Here is a 19,086-nt window from a genome sequence, read left to right on the forward strand (position 1 = left end):
CTCCGGTGGGGAAGCGTTAACCATTTATGTTTACGCAAAAGAAACGAAAAGCGAACACGCGCAATAACGGGGCCATGATGGCTGACGAACGAACCGCGCGCCCGGTTTCCGGCGAAATCATGACCGATCCCCCGGCAATTGCCGTGGCGGACCGGATCGCGCGCGGTCCGGCGGCCGATATCGTCGATGCGGACTATGAAGTGATGCCGCGCTTTGTCCCTACGGTGGAAAGCGTTTCACCGCCACCGCGCCTGATCGTCACGCCGTCCATCGAGGGCATGGACATGCTGCGCAAACCGGAAGCGCCGGCGGAACGGCCGCCGGCCGCCCGTGGCGGGCCGATTTTCTGGATCGCCGGCATCGGTGCCGCCCTTGCCGCCTTCTGGGTCTCCGGCGGACATGCGCTGGTACGCCAGGCACCGTTCCTGTCTGGCGCGCAGGCGTCTGCGCTGACCATTTCAGGCGTCACCTCACGCGTCGACGCCTCGGGAGCCAATCCGGTGCTGTTCGTCGATGGCGAGGCCGCCAATGACGGGACGGGGCCGGTGACAATGCCACCGCTTGAAATCCGGGTGACTGGCAATGACGGGCGCACAACCCGCTATACGTTGGGGACATCCGGCCATTCGCTGGCGTCGGGTGAAAGATTCGGCTTTGCCAGCCGGCTCGACGTGCCTAAGAACGGCGTAAGAACCGTTTTGGTTACTTTCGCAGAGTAGGCGATCACCGGGGAAGACCACCAATGCCCATCGTACGCGACAAGGACATCGAAGTCCTGTTTTCGGCGTCGGCGATCGCCCGGCGCAATCTCGAACTCGCCAAGGAGATCGCCGGGCACGACTATCATGATCTGCTGGTGATTTCGGTGCTGAAGGGCTCGTTCATCTTCGCCGCCGACCTGATCCGCGCCATGCATGATGTCGGCCTGTCGCCGGAGGTCGAGTTCATCTTCATTTCCAGCTATGGCGCTGGCACCACCAGCGGCGAGGTGAGGGTGCTGCGCGACATCGACAATGAAGTCGCCGGCCGCGACGTGCTGTTGATCGACGACATTCTCGAATCGGGCAAGACGCTGACCTTCACCCGCGACCTGATGCTGGCGCGTGGGGCCAAAAGCTGTGCCATCGCCGTGCTGCTCGACAAGCGCATGCGCCGCCAGACCGCTCTCACCGCCGACTATGTAGGCTTCGACTGCCCCGATTACTTCGTCGTCGGCTACGGCATGGATGTCGCGCACGCCTTCCGTGAATTGCCGTTTGTCGGTGTTGTGAAAGGCGATGCGTGAGGCGAGCGCCTCGCGGCGGCGAATTTTTGAAAAAGGCCTTAACGGCGTCGGGAAAATTAACGCCTGTCGAGCGTCGGGGCTTTCAGGAAAAGTCAACTTTTGCCCGCCAAATATGCCGGCCATGGCAAAGCTTCTGATCGTCGAGGACGATGAATCCGTCCGCACCCTCGCAGCCCGCGCGCTCGAACGCGCCGGCCACGCAATCGATATCGCGGCGGACGGCGCTCAAGGCCTGGCGCTGATACGCGCCGCGAATGGCGGCTATGATCTCGTCGTCTCTGATATCCGCATGCCGGAGATGGACGGCATCGAGATGGCGATCGCGGCTGCTGCCCTCTTCCCGGCGATGAAGATCATGCTGATGACCGGCTACGCCGACCAGCGCGAGCGCGCCGAGGAGTTGAACGGCATCATCCTCGACGTCGTGCAAAAGCCCTTCACACTGGCCGAAATCCGCTCGCGCGTCGAACGGGCGCTGATCTGCTTCGCCTGATCAGACCGGACCGGCAGTTGCCAGCCCGGGGGCTCGGCTCCTGCGCCGTTCCGTGTTGAGCGCCAGCAGGCCGGCGCCGATGATGAGGGCCGCGCCGATCACGGTCGTCGACCTGGGTACCTCGGCGAAGAACAGAAAGCCCCAGAGCGGCGACCACAAAATGCCGGTGTATTCGAAGGTGGCGACCCGATTGGCCGGTGCCAGCCTGTAGCCCTGCGACAGAAGGATCATGCCGGCGGAGGCGACGAAGCCGCAGGCGGCCATCTTGAGGAAATCCGGTAGCGTCGGCCATATCCACGGCCGCACCAGGAACTCAAGGCTCGGATGGACGGCGTGGGTTATGCCGGCCAGGTGGAATGTTCCGGCAACCACGGCCGCACCGATGAGATAGGCGCCGTTCTGGTAGAAGGCCATGACCGTGGACGATTCGGTATCGCCGATCTTGCGCGCCATCAACTGCGAGAACCCATAGAGCAGGGCCGACCCCAGCGACAGCAGCGCCGCCCAGTCGAACAGTCCCGCGCCTGGACGCACCATCACGATGACGCCAAGCAGTCCGATCAGCACTGTCGCCAGCGTCCGCCAGGACACGCGTTCGCCAAGGTAAGGTCCGGCCAGCGCCATGATGAACAGCGGAGCCATGAAATAAAGCGCCACGGCGTCAGCCAGCGGCAACGCGGCGATGGCCAGATAATACACCGTGTAGGAGGTGAACTGGATGAAGGCGCGTATCGTCAGCAGGCCGAACCGCTTCGACAGGATTGCCGGCAGCCCGACATCGGCGTGGACGAGGATGATCAGGATGGGCAAGGCGACGATCGAGCGGATCGCCATCACTTCGGTCACCGGATAGGAGCTCGACACGGCTTTGACGAGTGGGTCCTGCAGCGAGAAAACCAGCACGCCCAGGCACAGGCTCAGGATGCCGCGCACCATCCTATTCTGCATTTAGGTTTCCGGCTCCCGCGCGTATGGCCCGAAGCTGTCGCTTGCGGAGTAAAAAGAACCCGCCACCTTTTCGGGCAGCGGGCACGAGTGAGGACTCTTTGATTGGTCCGCGGCCGATTTCGCGGCCGCTTATCCAATGGGTATTGCGACTATCATACGGCGTTTGACATGTTGCAAACGAATTGGAATGATATCAGCAATCAAATTTTCTTATGATGGACATCATGCGCCCGACCCTCGACAGCGACCTCCTGCGCACCTTCGTCGCCATCGCCGAGGCAGGCAATTTCACCAGGGCGGCCGAGCAGGCCGGCCGCACCCAGTCGGCGGTGTCGATGCAGATGAAGAAGCTCGAAGAACTGATCGGCGACAGCCTGTTCGAGCGCGGCTCGCGCGGCGTCGCGCTGACGCGGCGCGGCGGCGAACTCATCGTCAACGCCCGCCGCATCGTCTCCCTGCTCGACGAAACGGCGGCGTCGATGGCGGCCGCGCCGCTCGGCGGACCGGTGCGCATCGGCATTCCGGAGGAATATGGCCACGCCATCCTGTCGCGCGCGCTCGGCGCATTTTCGAAGCGCCACACCAAGGTCGAGGTCACCGTGCGCTACGCGCATTCGGAGGCGCAGCTGGCGGCGCTTGCCGCCGGCGAACTCGATCTGTGCGTGGTGTTTGAATGGCAGGACCCGGCCGGCGGCGAAGTGCTGATGCACGACCCGACCGTGTGGGTGACGTCGGCCCTGCATCACATGCACGAGGAACGGCCGGTGCCGATCGCGCTCTACAACCGGGTCAGCTGGTGCAAGGACTTCGCCATCAAGTCGCTGGAGCAGCGCGGGCTTGCCTATCGTGTCGCCTATACCAGCGACACCACCGGCGGCCTGAAGCTTGCCGTCACCTCGGGACTGGCGATCGCGCCGATATCGCGCAGCAACATTCCCGACGGCTGCCGCGAACTGACGTCCGCCGATGGATTCGGCGACATCGACTCCTCCAATGTGGTGATGCATCGCAACTCGAATGCATCAGGCGAGGCGATCGACGGCATGCAGGAGGCGATCCGCGAAGCGTTCGTCAACCGGCAAGGTCAGCCTCTTGCATCCTCATAAAAGGTGAGGCGGTTGCCGAACGGATCGTTGACCGTGACCTCCTTCGTCTTCCAGGGCGTCTCCTCCAACCCCGGCCTGGCAAAGCGGTACTTTCTTTCGGTCAACTCGCGGTGGAGCCCCGCGATGTCGGCCGTCTCGATCCGGACATGAGAGCCCGGCGCGCCGTCGCCATGATGTTCGCTCAGATGCAAGACACAGCCGTCGCGGTAAACGCCTGTGTAAAGCGGCGTGTTGTCTTCGAAGCGGTGTTCGAACTGCACCTCGAAACCGAGAAAACCGACGTAGAATTCATGCGCCTTGGCGACATCGAAGATGCGCAGGATGGGCGTGACAGTACCGAGCTTCGGCATGGTGCTGTGACCGTTCGGGCGGGATTTGGGAGCGGCGGTTCCTATTTCAGCTCAAGCAGCCGTTCCAGATAGCTGCGCTCGATGTCGGGGCTGAGCGCGTTGCCGAGCCGCTTGCGGATCGCTTCCAGGATCTGTCGGGCGCGCTGGACGTCGATCTCGTCGGGCACCTTCACCGAATCGCCGAAATCGGGACCCTGGCTGGCGCGCGGCCGGCCGAGCGGGTCGCGGTCGGCATTCTGCTGGCGGCCACCCTCCTGGCTGCCGCCCTCGTCGCCCTGCATGGCCTGCATCTGCTTCATCATGTCCTTGGCGCCCTTGCGCAGCGCCTCGAGTGCCCGGCCCTGGTGACCGACGGCCTCGTCGCCCTGGCCCTCGCCAAGCGCCTGCTCGGCGCTGCCCATGGACTTGCCCGCCTCGCCAAATCCTTCATTGGGCTCCATGCCCATGCCTTCGAGACTCTTCTTCAGCTTGTCGAGATCGCTCTTCAGCTGGCCCTGGCCTTCCTGCAACTGCTTCAGCGCATCGGCGAATTCCTGCGGCGTCATCGGCTTCTGTCTGGCGAGCGGGTCGCGGTCCTGGCCGACGCCGGGCTTGTCCTGGTCCTCGCCACCATCCTGGCCAAGCTGCTCGTCTCGGTTCTTTCCGCGCTGGCGTTCGCCGCGCCGCATCTGGTCCATGCGGAAGGTGTCGTTCATCATCTCCTGCTGGCGCCGCAGGATCTCGCCGAGCTTATCCATCTGCTGGCGCATCTGGCTGTCCTGCTCGCCGCCCTGCTGCTGACGGCCGGCCTGGAGATTGTTCATCATGTCCTGCAACTGCGACAGCAATTGCTGCGCCTTGTCGCGATCGCCCGACTTCGCCAGGTTTTCGATCTGATCCATCATCCGGTCGATGTCGCTCTGGCGCAGTTCCTGGCCGTTCTGCTGCATCTGCGGCGCGTTCGGGTTCTGCTTGGCGCGTTCGGCGAATTCCTGCAGGAACTGGTTCATCGCCTCGCGCAGTTCCTTCATCGCCTTTTCGATTTCCTGGTCGCTGGCGCCGTTCTTGATGGCGTCCTGCAGCGCTTGCTGCGCCTGGCGCAGCCGCTTCTCGGCCGCCGAGAGGTTGCCCTCCTCGATGCCAAGCGCGATTTCCCAGAGATAGCCGACCTCGCCGCGCAGCTGATCGTCATTCCCGGCCAGCTTCAGCCGGCTGCGCGCGCTCATGATGGCGAGGTAGTGCGACATGTTGTCGAACGTGTCTTCCGGCCGCAGCGTAATGGCGTCGATCAGGTCGAGTACGCGCGGCTTGGCATTGGCGTCGAGCGCCAGAAGGCGCCGCTGTTCGATCACCGCACGCGCCAGCGGGTTGGCGAACGGGCGTTCTGGCATAACAAGCGTCTTGGTCTCGCTGGACGCGGTGTGTCCGGCATCGTCGGTGGCGACCAGCGTCAGCTTGATGCTGCTGCCGGCCCAGACATGTTCGGTCAGGTCTTTCGTCGTCTTGGCGGCATTCGACTTGCCGCCGCGGCGCGGCAGCGTCAGCGGCATTTCGGGCGGGCCGTAGAGCGCATGCGCATCCGGCGCCTGCGGGTCGGCCAGCGCGAACACCGCCTTGGCGGTGGCGGCGCCATAGTCGTCATCGATCTGGTAGTTGAGTTCGAAGGCGCCGTTGGCGGCGCGCTTTGGCTCGCCGACGAAGCGGATCTGCGGCGGCTTGTCCGGGATCACCGCGAAGGCCCAGCGGCCAAGCTGATCCTCGCCCGATTTCAACGTCAGCGTGCCATCGCCGGTCAGCTTGCCGGTGAATTGGCGCACCCTCGAAGATGAGTTGGCGGACGGCGCCGCCGGGGTTGCGGCAGGCTTGGCCGTCGCGGCGGCCGGGTCGATGGCGCGCGAATTGCCATCCTTGTCGGCATAGGCCAGCGTTTCCTCGCCCGAGCCGCCGGTGACGCGCAAGGAGACATCGCTGCCCTCAGGCACATGAAACGTTGGCGTCGCCTGGTTGGCGTCGGCGGTCAGGAAAACCGGCGGCTTGCCGGTGTAGGCCGGCGGCGTCACCCACGCATCGATGCGCGGCGGCACGGCATCATGCGCACCGTGGGCGCTGAAGCCGTCGGCTATCCTGCCGCCGGTCGGCCCGAAGGAGAAGGCAAAGGCGGTCACGAGCAGCAGCGCCGCCACAGCGCGCAACCCCCAGGGGTCGCGCTCCGGCACGCGCGTGCGCGGCAGGTCGGCGCCGAGGCCGTCGAGCTTTGCGGCCATGCGCTTCTGATGTTCGCGCCACAACGCCTGCGAGAAGCTGCTCTCCCGGCCGCTTGGCCGGTCGGTCTGCACCAGCACGGGGCTGTGCAGCAGCCTGTTGGCGGCCTCGATGCGGCGATCGACCTCGGCGGCCGAGGGCATGCGGAAGAAGCGCAGCGGATAGAGCGCCGCCAGCCCTGCCAGGCCGAATGCCGCGACGACGCCGATGCGCGCGATATCCGGCAGCCGGGAGAAGATGCCGAACCAGGACACGCTCAGGAACAGGCTGGCGACAACAAGCAGCGGGAGCAGCAGCGGCCAGCCGCGCTCGACCATCATCGAGACCCGTGTCGCCAGCCGGCTCAAGGCAAGGCGCCCGGCCAGGCCGCGGTCGTTGCTGAAGGTGGGTCGTTCGGTCATCGGCCCTTCCTAGAGCCTGTTCCATCCCGAAAGAAACGGGGTGGGGCTCTATCTCTTTGAGCATGATCTGTTTTCGGGATCATGCCGTGGGGCGGGGCAGGATAGCCCAAGCCTCACGACTCGAAGAATACCAGCAAACACGGCAAAGGCGAGGCAGTTTGAAAAAACGTGAACCCGGCCGAAACGGCTGCAATCAGAAATTGGCGGGGTTTGCGTTGGCGCCGCAGACCAGCACGGCGACCCGTTCGCCCGGCGCCGGCGCATAGCGACCGGACAGCACCGCGGCGAAGGCTGCCGCCCCGCCCGGCTCGGAAATGATGCGAACGCGGTTCCACAGGGCCTTTTGGGCAGCAATGATATCGTCGTCGCTGACCAGGATGGAGCGTTCGACGAAGGCTTCGGCGATCGGGAACATCATTTCGCCGACGCGCTTCGGCGCCAGCGAATCGGCTGCGATGCCTTCGGCCGGCGCGTCGACTGGATGGCCGGCCTCGAAGGCGCGATGAAGCGTCGGCGCACCCTCGGGCTCGACGGCGACGATACGGATGCGGCCGGCGTACCAGGCGGCGATGCCCCCGATCAGGCCGCCACCGCCGACGGCGACCAGCAACGTGTCGATCTGAGGCAAGTCCGCCTCGATTTCGAGACCGAGCGTGCCCTGGCCGACAAGCGTTTCCTCCTGGTTGAAGGCGTGGATCTGCAAGGCGCCGGTTTCCTCGGCGAAACGTTCGCTGGCGGCCAGCGCTTCCGCATAGCGAGCGCCACCGACGACAAGGTCGGCGCCATAGCCGCGAATGCGGTCGAGCTTGGCTTGCGGGCTCACTTCGGGAACGAAGATCGTCGCCTTGTGGCCGAGCCGCATGGCGGCATAGGCGACGGCGGCGCCATGATTGCCGCCCGATGCCGCGACGACACCGGCCGCCGGAACCTGCCGCTCGAGCAGATTGGTGAAGGCGCCACGCGCCTTGAACGAGCCGGAATGCTGCAGGCATTCGAGCTTGAGGTCGATGGCCAGCGGCGGCCGGCCGAAGTCGGCCATGTCGACGCGCAGCACCGGCGTGTGGCGCACATAGGGGCGGATGCGCGGTTCCATCGCGGCAATGCGTTCGCGGGCGACGGTGTTGCCTTGCGCCATGACTTGCTCCTCGTCGTGAGATTGCGCCTTATGCGAGCCAGTCGGGGACCGAATCCAGCCCGATCAGGTCGTCATAGGTCAGGCGCGGGCGCACGACGTGGAAGCGGTCGCCGTCGACCAGCACCTCCGGCACCAGCAGGCGGGTGTTGTAGGTGCCGGCCTGCACGGCGCCATAGGCGCCGGCCGTGGAAACAGCGACGAGGTCGCCGGCCTTCAGCCTGGGCAGGTCACGGTCGAGGCCGAGATAGTCACCGGTCTCGCAGACCTGGCCGACAACATCAACCATCATGCGCGGCGTATCGGCCGGCGGCTGCACGACCGGCCTGATGTCGTGGAAGGCATCGTAGAGCGTCGGCCGTATCAGATCGTTCATGGCGGCGTCGACGATGAGGAAATTCTTCGCGTCGCCTTCCTTCACGAAGATCACTTCCGAGACGAGGATGCCGGCGTTGCCAACGATCAGCCGGCCCGGCTCGAACATCACCTTCAGCCCGAGCTTGGCGACATGCTTCCTGACGATCTGGGCATAGGCGTCGGGAAGGGGCGGAGGGTTGTTGTCGACGCGGTAGGGAATGCCCAGCCCACCGCCGAGATCGACGTGCTCGATCGAATGGCCATCGGCACGCAGCGCGCCGACCAGGTCGACAAGAAGGGCGAAGGCGTCGTCGAAGGGCTGCAGTTCGGTGATCTGGCTGCCGATATGGGTGTCGATGCCGGTGATCTTGATGCCCGGAAGCGTTGCGGCGCGGGCATAGACCTGCCGTGCGCGCTGCCACGGAATGCCGAACTTGTTCTCGGCCTTGCCGGTGGAGATCTTCTTGTGGGTCTTGGCATCGACATCGGGATTGATGCGCAGCGAGATCGGCGCCACCTTGCCGAGTGCCACGGCGCGGGCCGAGAGGAGGTCAAGCTCCGGTTCGGATTCGACGTTGAAGCAAAGGATGCCGGCTTCGAGCGCGAAGTCCATTTCGCGCGCGGTCTTGCCGACGCCGGAGAACAGGATCTTGCTCGCCGGAATGCCGGCGGCCAGCGCACGGCGCAATTCGCCTTGCGAGACCACGTCGGCGCCGGCGCCGAGCTTGGCCAGGGTCCGCAGCACGGCCTGGTTGGAGTTGGCCTTCATGGCGTAGCAGACCAGCGTGTCGAGGCCGGCAAAGGCCTGGGCGAACACCCGGTAGTGCCTGGTCAAGGTGGCGGTGGAATAGCAGTAGAACGGCGTGCCGACCTGAGCGGCGATATCGGGGATTGCCACGTCCTCGGCATGCAGCACGCCGTCGCGGTAGTCGAAATGGTTCACGAGAGTCGTTCCGGAAAGTTGGAGCACGATGAGATCGGGTTCAGAAGACCAAACCCGGTCCGATCGGTTCTAGATCAGCGGGTCAAGGATGAATTTCTTGTCCTTGACCGGTTTTTCCGGCTCCGGCGGCAGGGGCTGCTTGGCCCTCTCGGCATCCTTGCGCGCCTGGACGGCCGCCTCGTAGGGCGTGTCGAGACCGGCCCTGCGGCCGCAGGCGGTCACGACGGCCATCGCCGCCAGCAGCGTCAGCGTCACCAAAATCCTGCTTCCGGTCATCGATCCATCCGTCCGAAACGTTCTGTCAGCCGCCGCTTTTAGCCGAGTTCTCGGCGCATTGCACCCCGGATATTGCGATCGCAATATCGGGCATCACGCCTTCGCCAGCCGCTTTTTCCAGTAGCGGATCTGCTTCCTCACTTCCGACGGCGCGGTGCCCCCGAAGCTGGTGCGGCTCTTGACCGAATTCTGCACCGCCAGCACGGAGAAAATATCGGATGTGATGCCTGGATTGATCGACTGCAGGTCCTCCAGGGAAAGCTTCTCCAGCCCCACCTTCTTGTCTTCGGCAAGCGCCACCGCACGGCCGGTGACATGATGCGCCTCGCGGAACGGCAGGCCCAACGTACGCACCAGCCAGTCGGCGAGGTCGGTCGCGGTCGCGTGGCCGGAGCCGGCGGCCTTCTTCATGGCGGCGGCGTTGACCGTCATGTCCGAGATCATGCCGGTCATCGCCGCCAGCATCAGGTCGAGCGTCTCGGCGGCATCGAAGACCGATTCCTTGTCCTCCTGCATGTCCTTGCCATAGGTCAAAGGCATGCCCTTCATCACCGTCAGCAGGCCGACCAGATGGCCGTTGACGCGGCCGGTCTTGCCGCGCACCAGTTCGGCGGCGTCGGGGTTCTTCTTCTGCGGCATGATCGAGGAGCCGGTGGAGAAACTGTCCGACAACCTGATAAAGCCGAATTGGGGCGTCGACCAGATGATGATCTCCTCGGCCAACCGCGACAGATGCGTGGCGCAGATCGCCGCCATGCCGAGGAATTCCAGCGCGAAATCACGATCGGAGACGCTGTCCAGCGAATTGCGCATAGGCTCGCGGAAGCCGAGCGCCTTGGCCGTTTTATGGCGGTCGATGGGGAAGCTGGTGCCGGCCAGGGCGGCGGCGCCAAGCGGGCTCTCGTCCATCCGCTCGATCGCATCGCGCACGCGCGACAGGTCGCGCGAAAACATCTCGACATAGGCCATGCAGTGATGGCCGAAGGTCACGGGCTGTGCTGCCTGCATGTGGGTGAAGCCCGGCATAACGGTCGCCGCGTGCTCCTCGGCCCGCTCCAGCAGCGCGGTGATCAGCCCTTTCAGCGCCTCGGCGACGCGAAAGCACTCGTCCTTGACCCACAGCCTCAGATCCACCGCCACCTGATCGTTGCGCGAGCGGGCGGTGTGCAGGCGGCCGGCTGCGGGGCCGATCAGGTCGGCGAGGCGAGCCTCGACATTCATGTGGATGTCTTCAAGCTTGGTCGAAAACTCGAAGCCGCCGGCCTCGATCTCTTTCAGGATCGTGTTCAGGCCGTGAGCGATTTTTTCTTGATCGGCCACCGAAATAATGCCCGTTTGCGCCAGCATCTCGCTATGGGCGATCGAGCCGCGTATGTCCTGCGCGTAGAGTTTGCGGTCGAACGAGATCGACGCGTTGATCGCTTCCATGATCGCGGCCGGACCCGAGGCAAATCGTCCGCCCCACATCTGGTTGCTGGTCTTCTTGTCGCTCATCGCTATAAAACCCGTGCTTCGGAGCAGTTTTGAGAAAATGGCAGACGGAAACAGATTTTTCCCGGCCCCGCGCCTGATCCTCGCCGCCCTGGTGGCGGGAGCGCTGGCCGGCGCGGTCGCGGTATATGTCAGCGAGAGCCGGTCTGGCAACAACGCCGCGCCCCAAGCGGCGGTCGGCGAGAGCAAGGACGACATCGCCTGTGCCGCCAAGAACGACCGCGCCAAGAAGGTAGCGGCCTCGGCCACCGGCGAGGTCGCCGCACTTTTGCCCGCCGATCCGCCGCAATCCATGAAGAGCCTCGCCTTCAATGGCCCGGATGGCAAGCCGATGACGATCGCCGACCATGCGGGCAAGACAGTGCTGCTCAACCTCTGGGCCACATGGTGCGCGCCGTGCCGCGCCGAAATGCCTGCGCTCGATGCGCTGCAGAAGGAGAAAGGCAGCGCCGCCTTCCAGGTCGTCGCCGTCAATGTCGATGCCGGCGACGATGTGAAGCCGAAGAAGTTCCTCAGGGACACCGGCGTCGAGGCGCTCGGCTATTACCGGGATTCGACGGTGGCCCTGTTCAACGACCTCAAGGCACGGGGCCTGGCACTCGGCCTTCCCGTCACCCTGCTGATCGATGGCGAAGGCTGCCTGATCGCCCATATGAACGGTCCGGCCGAATGGTCGGGGCCTGACGCCAAGCGGCTGGTCGAGACGGCGCTCGGATCGTGAACATCAGAGTGTCTTGAGGCAATTCCCGGGGAAAACCGTTTTACCCATTTCCTCGAATTGCTCACGCGGAGCGCACGTTTGGTTTGAGCAAGACGAGATTGCCGTCCTGGGGAGCGACGCGCACCGGAGCGCGCTTGCCATGGCCGGTCAGATCGTCAAACGCCTCGATCGGCGCCGGCTTGCCGAGATAGTAGCCCTGGCCGATCTCGCAGGCTTCCGCGTCCAGGAATTTGAGCTCGCCAAGCGTCTCGACGCCTTCGGCAAGGACCGGCAGGCCGAGGCCACGTCCCAACCCCAGCACGGCGCGCACGATCGCCGCTACCTGACCGTTCGTGTCGACCGCCTTGATGAAGGAGGCGTCGATCTTGATCTTGTCGAACGGGAAGGCGCGCAGGTTGGAGAGGGAGGAATAGCCGGTTCCGAAATCGTCCATGGCGACGCGCACGCCAAGCGCCTTGACCTGCCGCAGGGTTGCCAGCGCGCGCGGCATGTCCTTCACCAGCGCTGTTTCGGTGATCTCGAGTTCCAGTCGTGTCGGGGCAAGGCCTGTCTTCAGCAGGGTCTCATGGACCTTGCGGCTGAAATTGGGATTGTGAAGCTGTACCGCGGAGACGTTGACGGCGACCATCAGCGGATTCTCCCAGCGGGCGGCTTCCTCGCAGGCCGCGTCGAGCACCCAGTCGCCGATCTGCCCAATGGCGCCGCTGTCCTCGGCGACCGGGATGAATATGGCCGGGGAAACGTCGCCGCGTTCGGGATGGCGCCAGCGGATCAGGGCTTCGAAGCCAACCATCCTGCCGCTGCTGATCTCTTTCTGCGGCTGATAGACGAGGTAGAATTCGCCACGCGCGACGGCCTGGCGCAATTCGTGCTCCATCACGCGCCTGTCGCGGGCCTCGGTGCCCATCGACGCCTCGAAATAGCGATAGGTGTCCCTGCCTTCGGTCTTGGCCCGGTAGAGTGCCGTATCGGCATGGCTGATCAGGCTGGTCTGGTCCCCGGCATCGAGCGGATAGATCGCGATGCCGATGCTGGCAGAGACCAGCCCGCCACCGGCCGCTGACCGGTTTTCTTCACGCATGGCGGCGAGAACCGAGCCTGCGATGCGGCCCGCCGCCTGCGGGTCGGGCAGGTTGGGGGCGATGATGGCGAATTCGTCGCCGCCAAGGCGTGCAAGCAATTGTCCTTGGCGCAGAACGCCCGCCGCGCAGCTTGCCACCTTGTGCAGCATCGCATCGCCGGCGCCGTGTCCGTAGAGGTCGTTCACTTCCTTGAAACGGTCGAGGTCGAACAGCAGAAGTGCGAGATGCCGGCCTTTGACGGCCGTCTCGGCAGTGCCGGCCCGGTTCATGGATGCGATTTCCGCGTCGAGGCGGCTCGAGAAACTGCGGCGATTGGCAAGCCCTGTCAGCGGGTCGAAATGGGCGAGGCGAAGGATTTCCTCCTCAGCCTTCTTGCGTTCGCGGATGTCGCGGACGGCGATGACATTGTGGGGTTTGCCGCAATAGTCGATGCTTCGGGCGATCAGTTCGACGGGAATTTGCGCGCCGTCGCTGTTCCTCAACTCCGCCTCTCGCGGCTGGCCTTCCAGGCTGGCCGCGTCGGTTGCGGTGCGTTCGTCGAAGAGCTCGCCCAGTTCCTTGCCGTGCAGCGCCGCGGCTGGCGTGCCGGCCAGCTTGCCCATGCTGTCATTGGCGCTGACGATGCGGTTGCCGTCGCAGACGATCAGCCCCTCCACGGCGGCATTGGCCAGGCCGTGCATGCGGTCGACCTCGAGCTTCTGGCGACGGAAACGCAGGTCGATCCACAGCGCCGATGCCGACAGCACCAGGATGACCAGCGTGGCGGCGGCGACCGCGAAGGCCTGCGAGGTCGGCGCGATCGTATATTCGGAGATGGTGATCGAGGAATCGGGAAAGATCGAGACGGCGCTCATGCCGATGAAGTGCAAGGTGCAGATCGCCAGCGTCAGAAGCACCGCGCCGACGGACGTCGCCGGCAAGGAGGGGCGGCGCAGCACGACACGCAGCGCCAGCGCCGCGAGCGTTACGCCCGCCAGCAGGGAAACGGCGACCAGCAACAGGTTCCACTCGATCCGGCCCTGAACCTCGAATGCCGCCATGCCCGTGTAGTGCATGGCCGCGATGCCACCACCTAGAACGGCGCCGCCGACGAGATGATAGTCAAGTTCGTCCCGCAAGGTGGCGATCCAGATACCTGCCGCCGTCAGCGTCACCGAAGCGGCCAGCGAGAGCACGGAGAGCCCCGGATCGTAGGCGCTGGGTATGCCCGGCGTGAACGCAAGCATGGCGATGAAATGCGTTGCCCAGATGCCAAAGCCGGTCGAGGTGGCCGCGATCATCAGCCAGGCAAGCCGGTTCCTGTCCGTCGAGCGGCTGATGTGGTGAAGCAGATTGACAGCAGAGAAACAGGAAATTCCGCAGATCAGCGCGGCGAGTGCGACCAGTCTCAGATCGTGCTGGTTCACGATGCAATTATAGACCGTCAACATCTTATTTCCCCAAGCCCATCGGAAATAAAAAACGAAATATGACTGATTAATGCTTGGCCGTTGAAGGATCGATGAAGTCGCCTGCAACTGTAGCGTGCATTTCCGGCGTGAAGCCCGTAGCATGCCAGGATTTCGGTCGCCCTAGCTATCCAAGGCGCCGGTGCGACGTTTTGATGCCGGCCAAGCCGCCGAGCGAGAGCAGCGAGCAGCCGTGCAAAGGCCTGAGCGCCACAGCAGAACTGTCACATACCTTCTCTAAGAGAGCGGGCAAGGACTTGCGCAAGACCCTTGTCACCAGCCACTCAAGAGGGAAAAACCATGACCATGATCAAGCGGGGCCTTGCTGCCCTTGCCGCAGGTGCGCTCAGCACCGCGCTGGCGATGCCTGCCTTTGCGGAGCCGGTAAAATTCGATTTCTGGTTCGGCCTTTCGGGCGACCTCGCCCGCGTCGTCGACACGCTGTGCAAGAATTTCAACGAGTCGCAGAAGGACTATGAAGTCGTCTGCACCAGTCAGGGCAACTACGACGCCACGCTGCAGAACACCATTGCCGCCTTCCGCGCCGGCAAGCAGCCGGCCGTCGTCCAGGTCTATGATGTCGGCACCGCCACCATGATGCTGTCCGGCGCCTACAAGCCCGCCGACAAGCTGATGGAAGAAAACGGCTACAAGATCGACTACGCGGACTATTTCCCCGGCATCGCGCGCTACTACGCGACGTCGAAGGGCGAGATGCTGTCCTTCCCGTTCAATTCCTCGACCGCGCTGATGTACTGGAACAAGGATGCCTTCGCCAAGATCGGCAAGGCCGAGGCGCCGAAGACCTGGGAAGATGTCGGCGCCGATCTCAAGGCGATGAAGGAAGCCGGCTACGAATGCCCGATGGCGATCAACATCTCGGCCAACGAAAGCTGGCAGCTGATGGAACAGTTCTCGGCGCTGCACAACCAGCCGATCGCCACCAAGAGCAACGGCTATGACGGCCTCGACGCGCGCCTGGAAGTCAACAAGACCAAATTCGTCCAGTACGTCACCGATCTCAAGAAGTGGTATGACGCCGGTCTCATCAAAATCAAGTCCAAGGATCTTGGCCAGGACATGGTCCAGGCCTTCGCCTCGGGCACCTGCCAGGTCATCCTGACCTCGGTCGGCGACCATGGCACCGTCGGCAAGACGCAGAAGGAAGGCATGAACTGGGATGTCGCCGAGCTGCCCGTCTATGCCGGCACCGAGCGCAAGAATTCGCTCGTCGGCGGCGCCTCCCTGTGGGTTCTCTCGGGCAAGTCGGATGCGGAATACAAGGGCGCGGCCGCGTTCCTCAACTTCATCCACGACCCCAAGACCGCCTTGTTCTGGTCGACCAACACCGGCTACATCCCGGTGACAAAGTCGGGCTTCGACTACATGAAGTCGAGCGGGTTCTACGACAAGGCTCCCTACAAGGGCCGTGAAGTCGCGATCGCCAGCCTGACCGCTTCCGAACCGACCGAAATCACCCGCGGTGTGCGCCTGGGCAATTTCACCCAGATCCGCGCCGAGTTCGGTACGCAGATGCAGGCGATCTTCGCCAACAAGGTCAGCGTCCAGGAGGGCCTCGATACGTTGGTCAAGAATGGCGATGCCATCCTCGACCGCTTCCAGCAGACCTATCCGGGCAAGACCCTGCCCTAATCCCGGATAGCGGAGCGGCCGTCCGTCGGGACTCGACGGACGGCCATTTCGTACAAGTTTTGATTTACGCATGCCCTTATCCCGAAACCGGGATCCGTTTCGGAGACATGCAGTAGTCTTCCGCCGGGAAAGCGGACCGGCGGTTCAACGGCATCGGCGGATCGATGGAAAAACGCGTCACTTTCGGCAAATGGACGATCGGCATCCTTTTCGCGGTGCCGCAGCTCCTCCTGATCTTCACGTTCTTCTATTGGCCCGCCGGCCAGGCCGTTTACTGGTCGCTGACGCTGCAGCAACCCTGGGGCGGCGGCAACATCTGGGTCGGGCTCGACAATTTCCGTTCGATCCTGTCCAACGCCGATTACTGGAACTCCATCACCGCCAGCCTGATTTTTGCCGGGATCAGCACCGGGCTTGCAATGTTCATCGCGCTGGTGCTCGCGGCCCTGACCGATCGGCAACTCGCCGGCTCGCGTCTCTATCGCGTGGTGCTGATCTGGCCCTATGGCATCGCCGCGCCGGCGCTGGCGATGGCGTTCCGCTTCATCCTGGCGCCGGAAGCCGGCTTCATGGCCGTGGTCAACCGGGTCTGGCCCGGCTTCTGGGATCCCGGCCTCGACGGCGCCGACGCCATGGCTTCGATCATCGTCGCCTTCTCGTGGAAATACGTCGGTTACAACTTCATCTTCTTCCTGGCCGCCTTCCAGGCCATCCCGCGTTCGCTGATCGAGGCCGCCGCGATGGACGGTTCCGGTGTCATCAGGCGTTTCCGGGACATCCAGTTCCCGCTAATCACGCCGACGATCTTCTTCCTGCTGGTCATCAACATCACCGAAAGCTTCCAGGATTCGTTCGGCATCGTCGACATCATGACCGCTGGCGGCCCGGCGAACGCCACCAATCTGATGGTCTACAAGATCTATTCAGACGGCTTCAAAGGCCTCGATTATTCGGGCGCCGCCGCGCAGAGCATTATCCTGATGCTGCTTATCATCGTGCTCACCATCTTCCAGTTCCGCTTCATCGAGCGGCGCGTGCATTACAGGTGAGATCGCCATGGTCGAGCGCACTCCGTTCCTCAATTTCTTCACGCACCTGATCCTGTTCATCGGCTTCGTCTTCTGCATCGCGCCGTTCGTGGTCGTTGCGATCGCCGCGTCGCACAATCTCAGGGATGTCAACGACGTGCCGATGTCGCTGCTGCCGGGCAGCGACTTCTGGGTCAATATCAAGACCGCCTGGACGACGGCAGACCTCGGCCCCAAGCTGCTCAACAGCTTCATCATGGCGGCAGGTGTCGCCGCCGGCAAGGTGATCATCTCGGCGCTCACCGCCTTCTCGATCGTCTATTTCCGCTATCCCGGGCGCACCTTCATCTTCTGGCTGATCTTCGTGACGTTGATGCTGCCGCTGGAGGTGCGCATCGTGCCGACCTACGCGGTCGTTGCCAATGTGCTGTCGCCCTATCAGGCGATTCTGGACGTGACCGGCCTGAGCTGGCTGATCGAGAAGGTGTCGGGCGTGCAGGTCTCGCTCAGTCTCGGGCTGCTCAATTCCTATACCGGGCTGATCATGCCGCTGATCGCGACGGCCACCGGCACGTTTCTCTACCGGCAGTTCTTCCTGACGGTGCCGGATGAACTGACCGAGGCGGCGCGCATGGACGGCGCGGGGGCACTGCGGTTCTTCATCGATATCCTGTTGCCGCTGTCGCGCAACAACATGGCGGCACTTGGCACCATCATGTTCCTATGGGCCTGGAACCAGTATCTTTGGCCCCTGCTCATCACCACCGACCAGTCGCACGCCACGGCGGTCACCGAGCTCAAGCAACTGATCCCCAATGTCGGCGGCATTCCGGAATGGAACATCGCCATGGCGGGGACGCTGATCGTCATGCTGCCGCCGCTGATCGTCGTGGTGCTGATGCAGCGCTGGTTCGTGCGCGGTCTGATCGCCACCGAGAAATAAGAGGAGACAAAAATGGCCTCCATCGCAATACGCGGCGTCAAGAAGAACTATGCCAGGACGCAGGTCGTGCACGGTGTCGACCTCGACTTCGCCTCCGGCGAATTCGTCGTCATCCTCGGACCGTCCGGCTGCGGCAAGTCCACGCTGCTACGCATGATCGCCGGGCTGGAAGAGATTTCCGGCGGCGAGATCGCGATCGACGGCACTGTCGTCAACAAGTTGGAGCCACGCGAGCGCGGCTGCGCCATGGTGTTCCAGAACTACGCCCTCTATCCGCATATGAGCGTCGCTCAGAACATCGGCTATTCGCTCAAGGTCGCCGGTGTGCCCTCGGCCGAACGCACGCAGCGGATCCAGTCGGTTGCCCGCACTTTGGAGCTTGAACATCTGCTCGACCGCAAGCCGATGGCGCTTTCCGGCGGCCAGCGTCAGCGCGTCGCCATGGGCCGCGCGATGATCCGCGAACCGAAGGTGTTCCTGTTCGACGAACCGCTGTCCAATCTCGACGCCAAGCTGCGCGTGCAGATGCGCTCGGAAATCCGCAAGCTGCATCGCCGCCTGAACGCCACCTCCGTCTTCGTCACGCACGATCAGGTCGAGGCGATGACGCTCGCCGACCGGCTGGTGGTGATGAATGGCGGACGCGTCGAACAGGTCGGCACACCGGGTGAAATCTACACCCGCCCGGCCAGCCGCTTCGTCGCCACCTTTGTCGGCGCGCCGGCGATGAACATTCTGGAAGGCACGGTCGAGCTCGACGGGCTGTCGCTGCTTGGCGGCGGACGGCGCCTGGCTATCGCTCGCGCCGGCCTGCCGGTCGGCACGAAGGTGGCGATGGGCATCCGGCCGGAAGCCGTACGGCTGGTGGCACCGGGCACGGCCGGCGCGCTCGACGCCACCGTGGACCTGGTCGAGGAATTGGGCGCGGGGAGGGTGATCCATGTCGATCTCGACGGCGCGCCGTTTTCGGTGATGACGTCCGAGGCGGTCCGCCCCGAGCCCGGCAGTGCTGTTGGCTTGAAGATCTTGCCCGAGGACATGCATTTCTTCTCGTCGGAGACGGGAAGCCGCCTCGATGTCTTCAAGGCGTCCGTGCCCGAACCGGCGCTCTGATCTTCAGGCCTCCTCGAGCAGTGGCCGATCTGGTCAGCCGATACCCGCGAACGCATCGCCTGAACTGTCCATTGC

Annotated in this window: 17 protein-coding genes; 9 read left to right on the forward strand and 8 right to left on the reverse strand. The window is 63.9% G+C overall.

The window, feature by feature from the left end; translation table 11 throughout:
• Positions 1 to 74 precede the first annotated feature (74 nt).
• From AC07SZ_RS14735 to AC07SZ_RS14745, 3 genes are all read left to right on the forward strand, one after another.
• Positions 75 to 719, forward strand: a complete 645-nt coding sequence (locus AC07SZ_RS14735) for a hypothetical protein (protein ID WP_172372056.1) — start codon at positions 75 to 77, stop codon at positions 717 to 719.
• Positions 720 to 742: 23 nt separating this feature from the next.
• A complete protein-coding gene (gene hpt / locus AC07SZ_RS14740; protein WP_056576087.1) occupies positions 743 to 1,285 on the forward strand; it encodes a hypoxanthine phosphoribosyltransferase in 543 nt (180 codons plus the stop codon).
• Between the two features lie 121 nt (positions 1,286 to 1,406).
• The gene (locus AC07SZ_RS14745) at positions 1,407 to 1,778 is read left to right on the forward strand and encodes a response regulator (RefSeq protein ID WP_172372057.1); all 372 of its coding nucleotides are present in this window, start codon (positions 1,407 to 1,409) and stop codon (positions 1,776 to 1,778) included.
• Here the strand turns inward: AC07SZ_RS14745 and AC07SZ_RS14750 are convergent, their stop codons facing one another.
• Entirely contained in the window at positions 1,779 to 2,726 is a 948-nt protein-coding gene (locus AC07SZ_RS14750) for a DMT family transporter (protein WP_494914808.1), read from the reverse strand.
• A gap of 224 nt (positions 2,727 to 2,950) precedes the next feature.
• On the opposite strand from AC07SZ_RS14750, the gene AC07SZ_RS14755 reads away from it, so the two are divergent.
• Positions 2,951 to 3,832, forward strand: coding sequence for a LysR family transcriptional regulator (locus AC07SZ_RS14755; protein WP_494914810.1), 882 nt, complete (start codon positions 2,951 to 2,953; stop codon positions 3,830 to 3,832).
• Here the strand turns inward: AC07SZ_RS14755 and AC07SZ_RS14760 are convergent.
• The 6 genes from AC07SZ_RS14760 to argH form a co-directional block, all read right to left on the reverse strand.
• Positions 3,811 to 4,182 (reverse strand): glyoxalase superfamily protein, encoded by a 372-nt coding sequence (locus tag AC07SZ_RS14760; protein ID WP_494914812.1) that lies wholly within the window; start codon positions 4,180 to 4,182, stop codon positions 3,811 to 3,813. The genes AC07SZ_RS14755 and AC07SZ_RS14760 overlap by 22 nt on opposite strands.
• A 41-nt stretch (positions 4,183 to 4,223) precedes the next feature.
• Positions 4,224 to 6,824: a TIGR02302 family protein gene (locus tag AC07SZ_RS14765; RefSeq protein WP_494914813.1), complete on the reverse strand. Its 2,601-nt coding sequence runs from the start codon at positions 6,822 to 6,824 to the stop codon at positions 4,224 to 4,226.
• Between the two features lie 193 nt (positions 6,825 to 7,017).
• On the reverse strand, positions 7,018 to 7,959 hold the full coding sequence (locus AC07SZ_RS14770) for a threonine/serine dehydratase (protein WP_494914815.1): 942 nt from the start codon (positions 7,957 to 7,959) through the stop codon (positions 7,018 to 7,020).
• Between the two features lie 28 nt (positions 7,960 to 7,987).
• On the reverse strand, positions 7,988 to 9,256 hold the full coding sequence (gene lysA / locus AC07SZ_RS14775; protein WP_494914817.1) for a diaminopimelate decarboxylase: 1,269 nt from the start codon (positions 9,254 to 9,256) through the stop codon (positions 7,988 to 7,990).
• Positions 9,257 to 9,325: 69 nt separating this feature from the next.
• Positions 9,326 to 9,532: a hypothetical protein gene (locus tag AC07SZ_RS14780; protein ID WP_056576116.1), complete on the reverse strand. Its 207-nt coding sequence runs from the start codon at positions 9,530 to 9,532 to the stop codon at positions 9,326 to 9,328.
• A gap of 93 nt (positions 9,533 to 9,625) precedes the next feature.
• A complete protein-coding gene (gene argH, locus AC07SZ_RS14785) occupies positions 9,626 to 11,026 on the reverse strand; it encodes an argininosuccinate lyase (protein WP_494914819.1) in 1,401 nt (466 codons plus the stop codon).
• A 37-nt stretch (positions 11,027 to 11,063) separates the two neighbouring features.
• Between argH and tlpA the strand changes: the two genes are divergently transcribed.
• Positions 11,064 to 11,744, forward strand: a complete 681-nt coding sequence (gene tlpA / locus AC07SZ_RS14790; protein WP_494914821.1) for a thiol:disulfide interchange protein TlpA — start codon at positions 11,064 to 11,066, stop codon at positions 11,742 to 11,744.
• A gap of 61 nt (positions 11,745 to 11,805) precedes the next feature.
• Here tlpA and AC07SZ_RS14795 read toward each other — a convergent pair whose 3' ends face one another.
• On the reverse strand, positions 11,806 to 14,256 hold the full coding sequence (locus tag AC07SZ_RS14795; RefSeq protein WP_494914822.1) for an EAL domain-containing protein: 2,451 nt from the start codon (positions 14,254 to 14,256) through the stop codon (positions 11,806 to 11,808).
• Between the two features lie 318 nt (positions 14,257 to 14,574).
• On the opposite strand from AC07SZ_RS14795, the gene AC07SZ_RS14800 reads away from it, so the two are divergent.
• The 4 genes from AC07SZ_RS14800 (at position 14,575) to ugpC (ending at position 19,011) form a co-directional block, all read left to right on the forward strand.
• Positions 14,575 to 15,927, forward strand: coding sequence for an extracellular solute-binding protein (locus AC07SZ_RS14800; RefSeq protein ID WP_494914824.1), 1,353 nt, complete (start codon positions 14,575 to 14,577; stop codon positions 15,925 to 15,927).
• A 164-nt stretch (positions 15,928 to 16,091) separates the two neighbouring features.
• Entirely contained in the window at positions 16,092 to 16,976 is an 885-nt protein-coding gene (locus AC07SZ_RS14805) for a carbohydrate ABC transporter permease (RefSeq protein ID WP_056576131.1), read from the forward strand.
• 7 nt (positions 16,977 to 16,983) lie between these two features.
• Positions 16,984 to 17,898: an ABC transporter permease subunit gene (locus tag AC07SZ_RS14810; protein WP_202325807.1), complete on the forward strand. Its 915-nt coding sequence runs from the start codon at positions 16,984 to 16,986 to the stop codon at positions 17,896 to 17,898.
• 12 nt (positions 17,899 to 17,910) lie between these two features.
• Positions 17,911 to 19,011 carry a sn-glycerol-3-phosphate ABC transporter ATP-binding protein UgpC gene (ugpC, locus tag AC07SZ_RS14815; protein ID WP_494914825.1) on the forward strand — a complete coding sequence of 367 codons (1,101 nt, stop codon included), beginning with the start codon at positions 17,911 to 17,913 and terminating at the stop codon, positions 19,009 to 19,011.
• Positions 19,012 to 19,086: the final 75 nt, after the last annotated feature.

It is taken from the genome of Mesorhizobium sp. GW821-FHT07A06, from assembly GCF_059419085.1.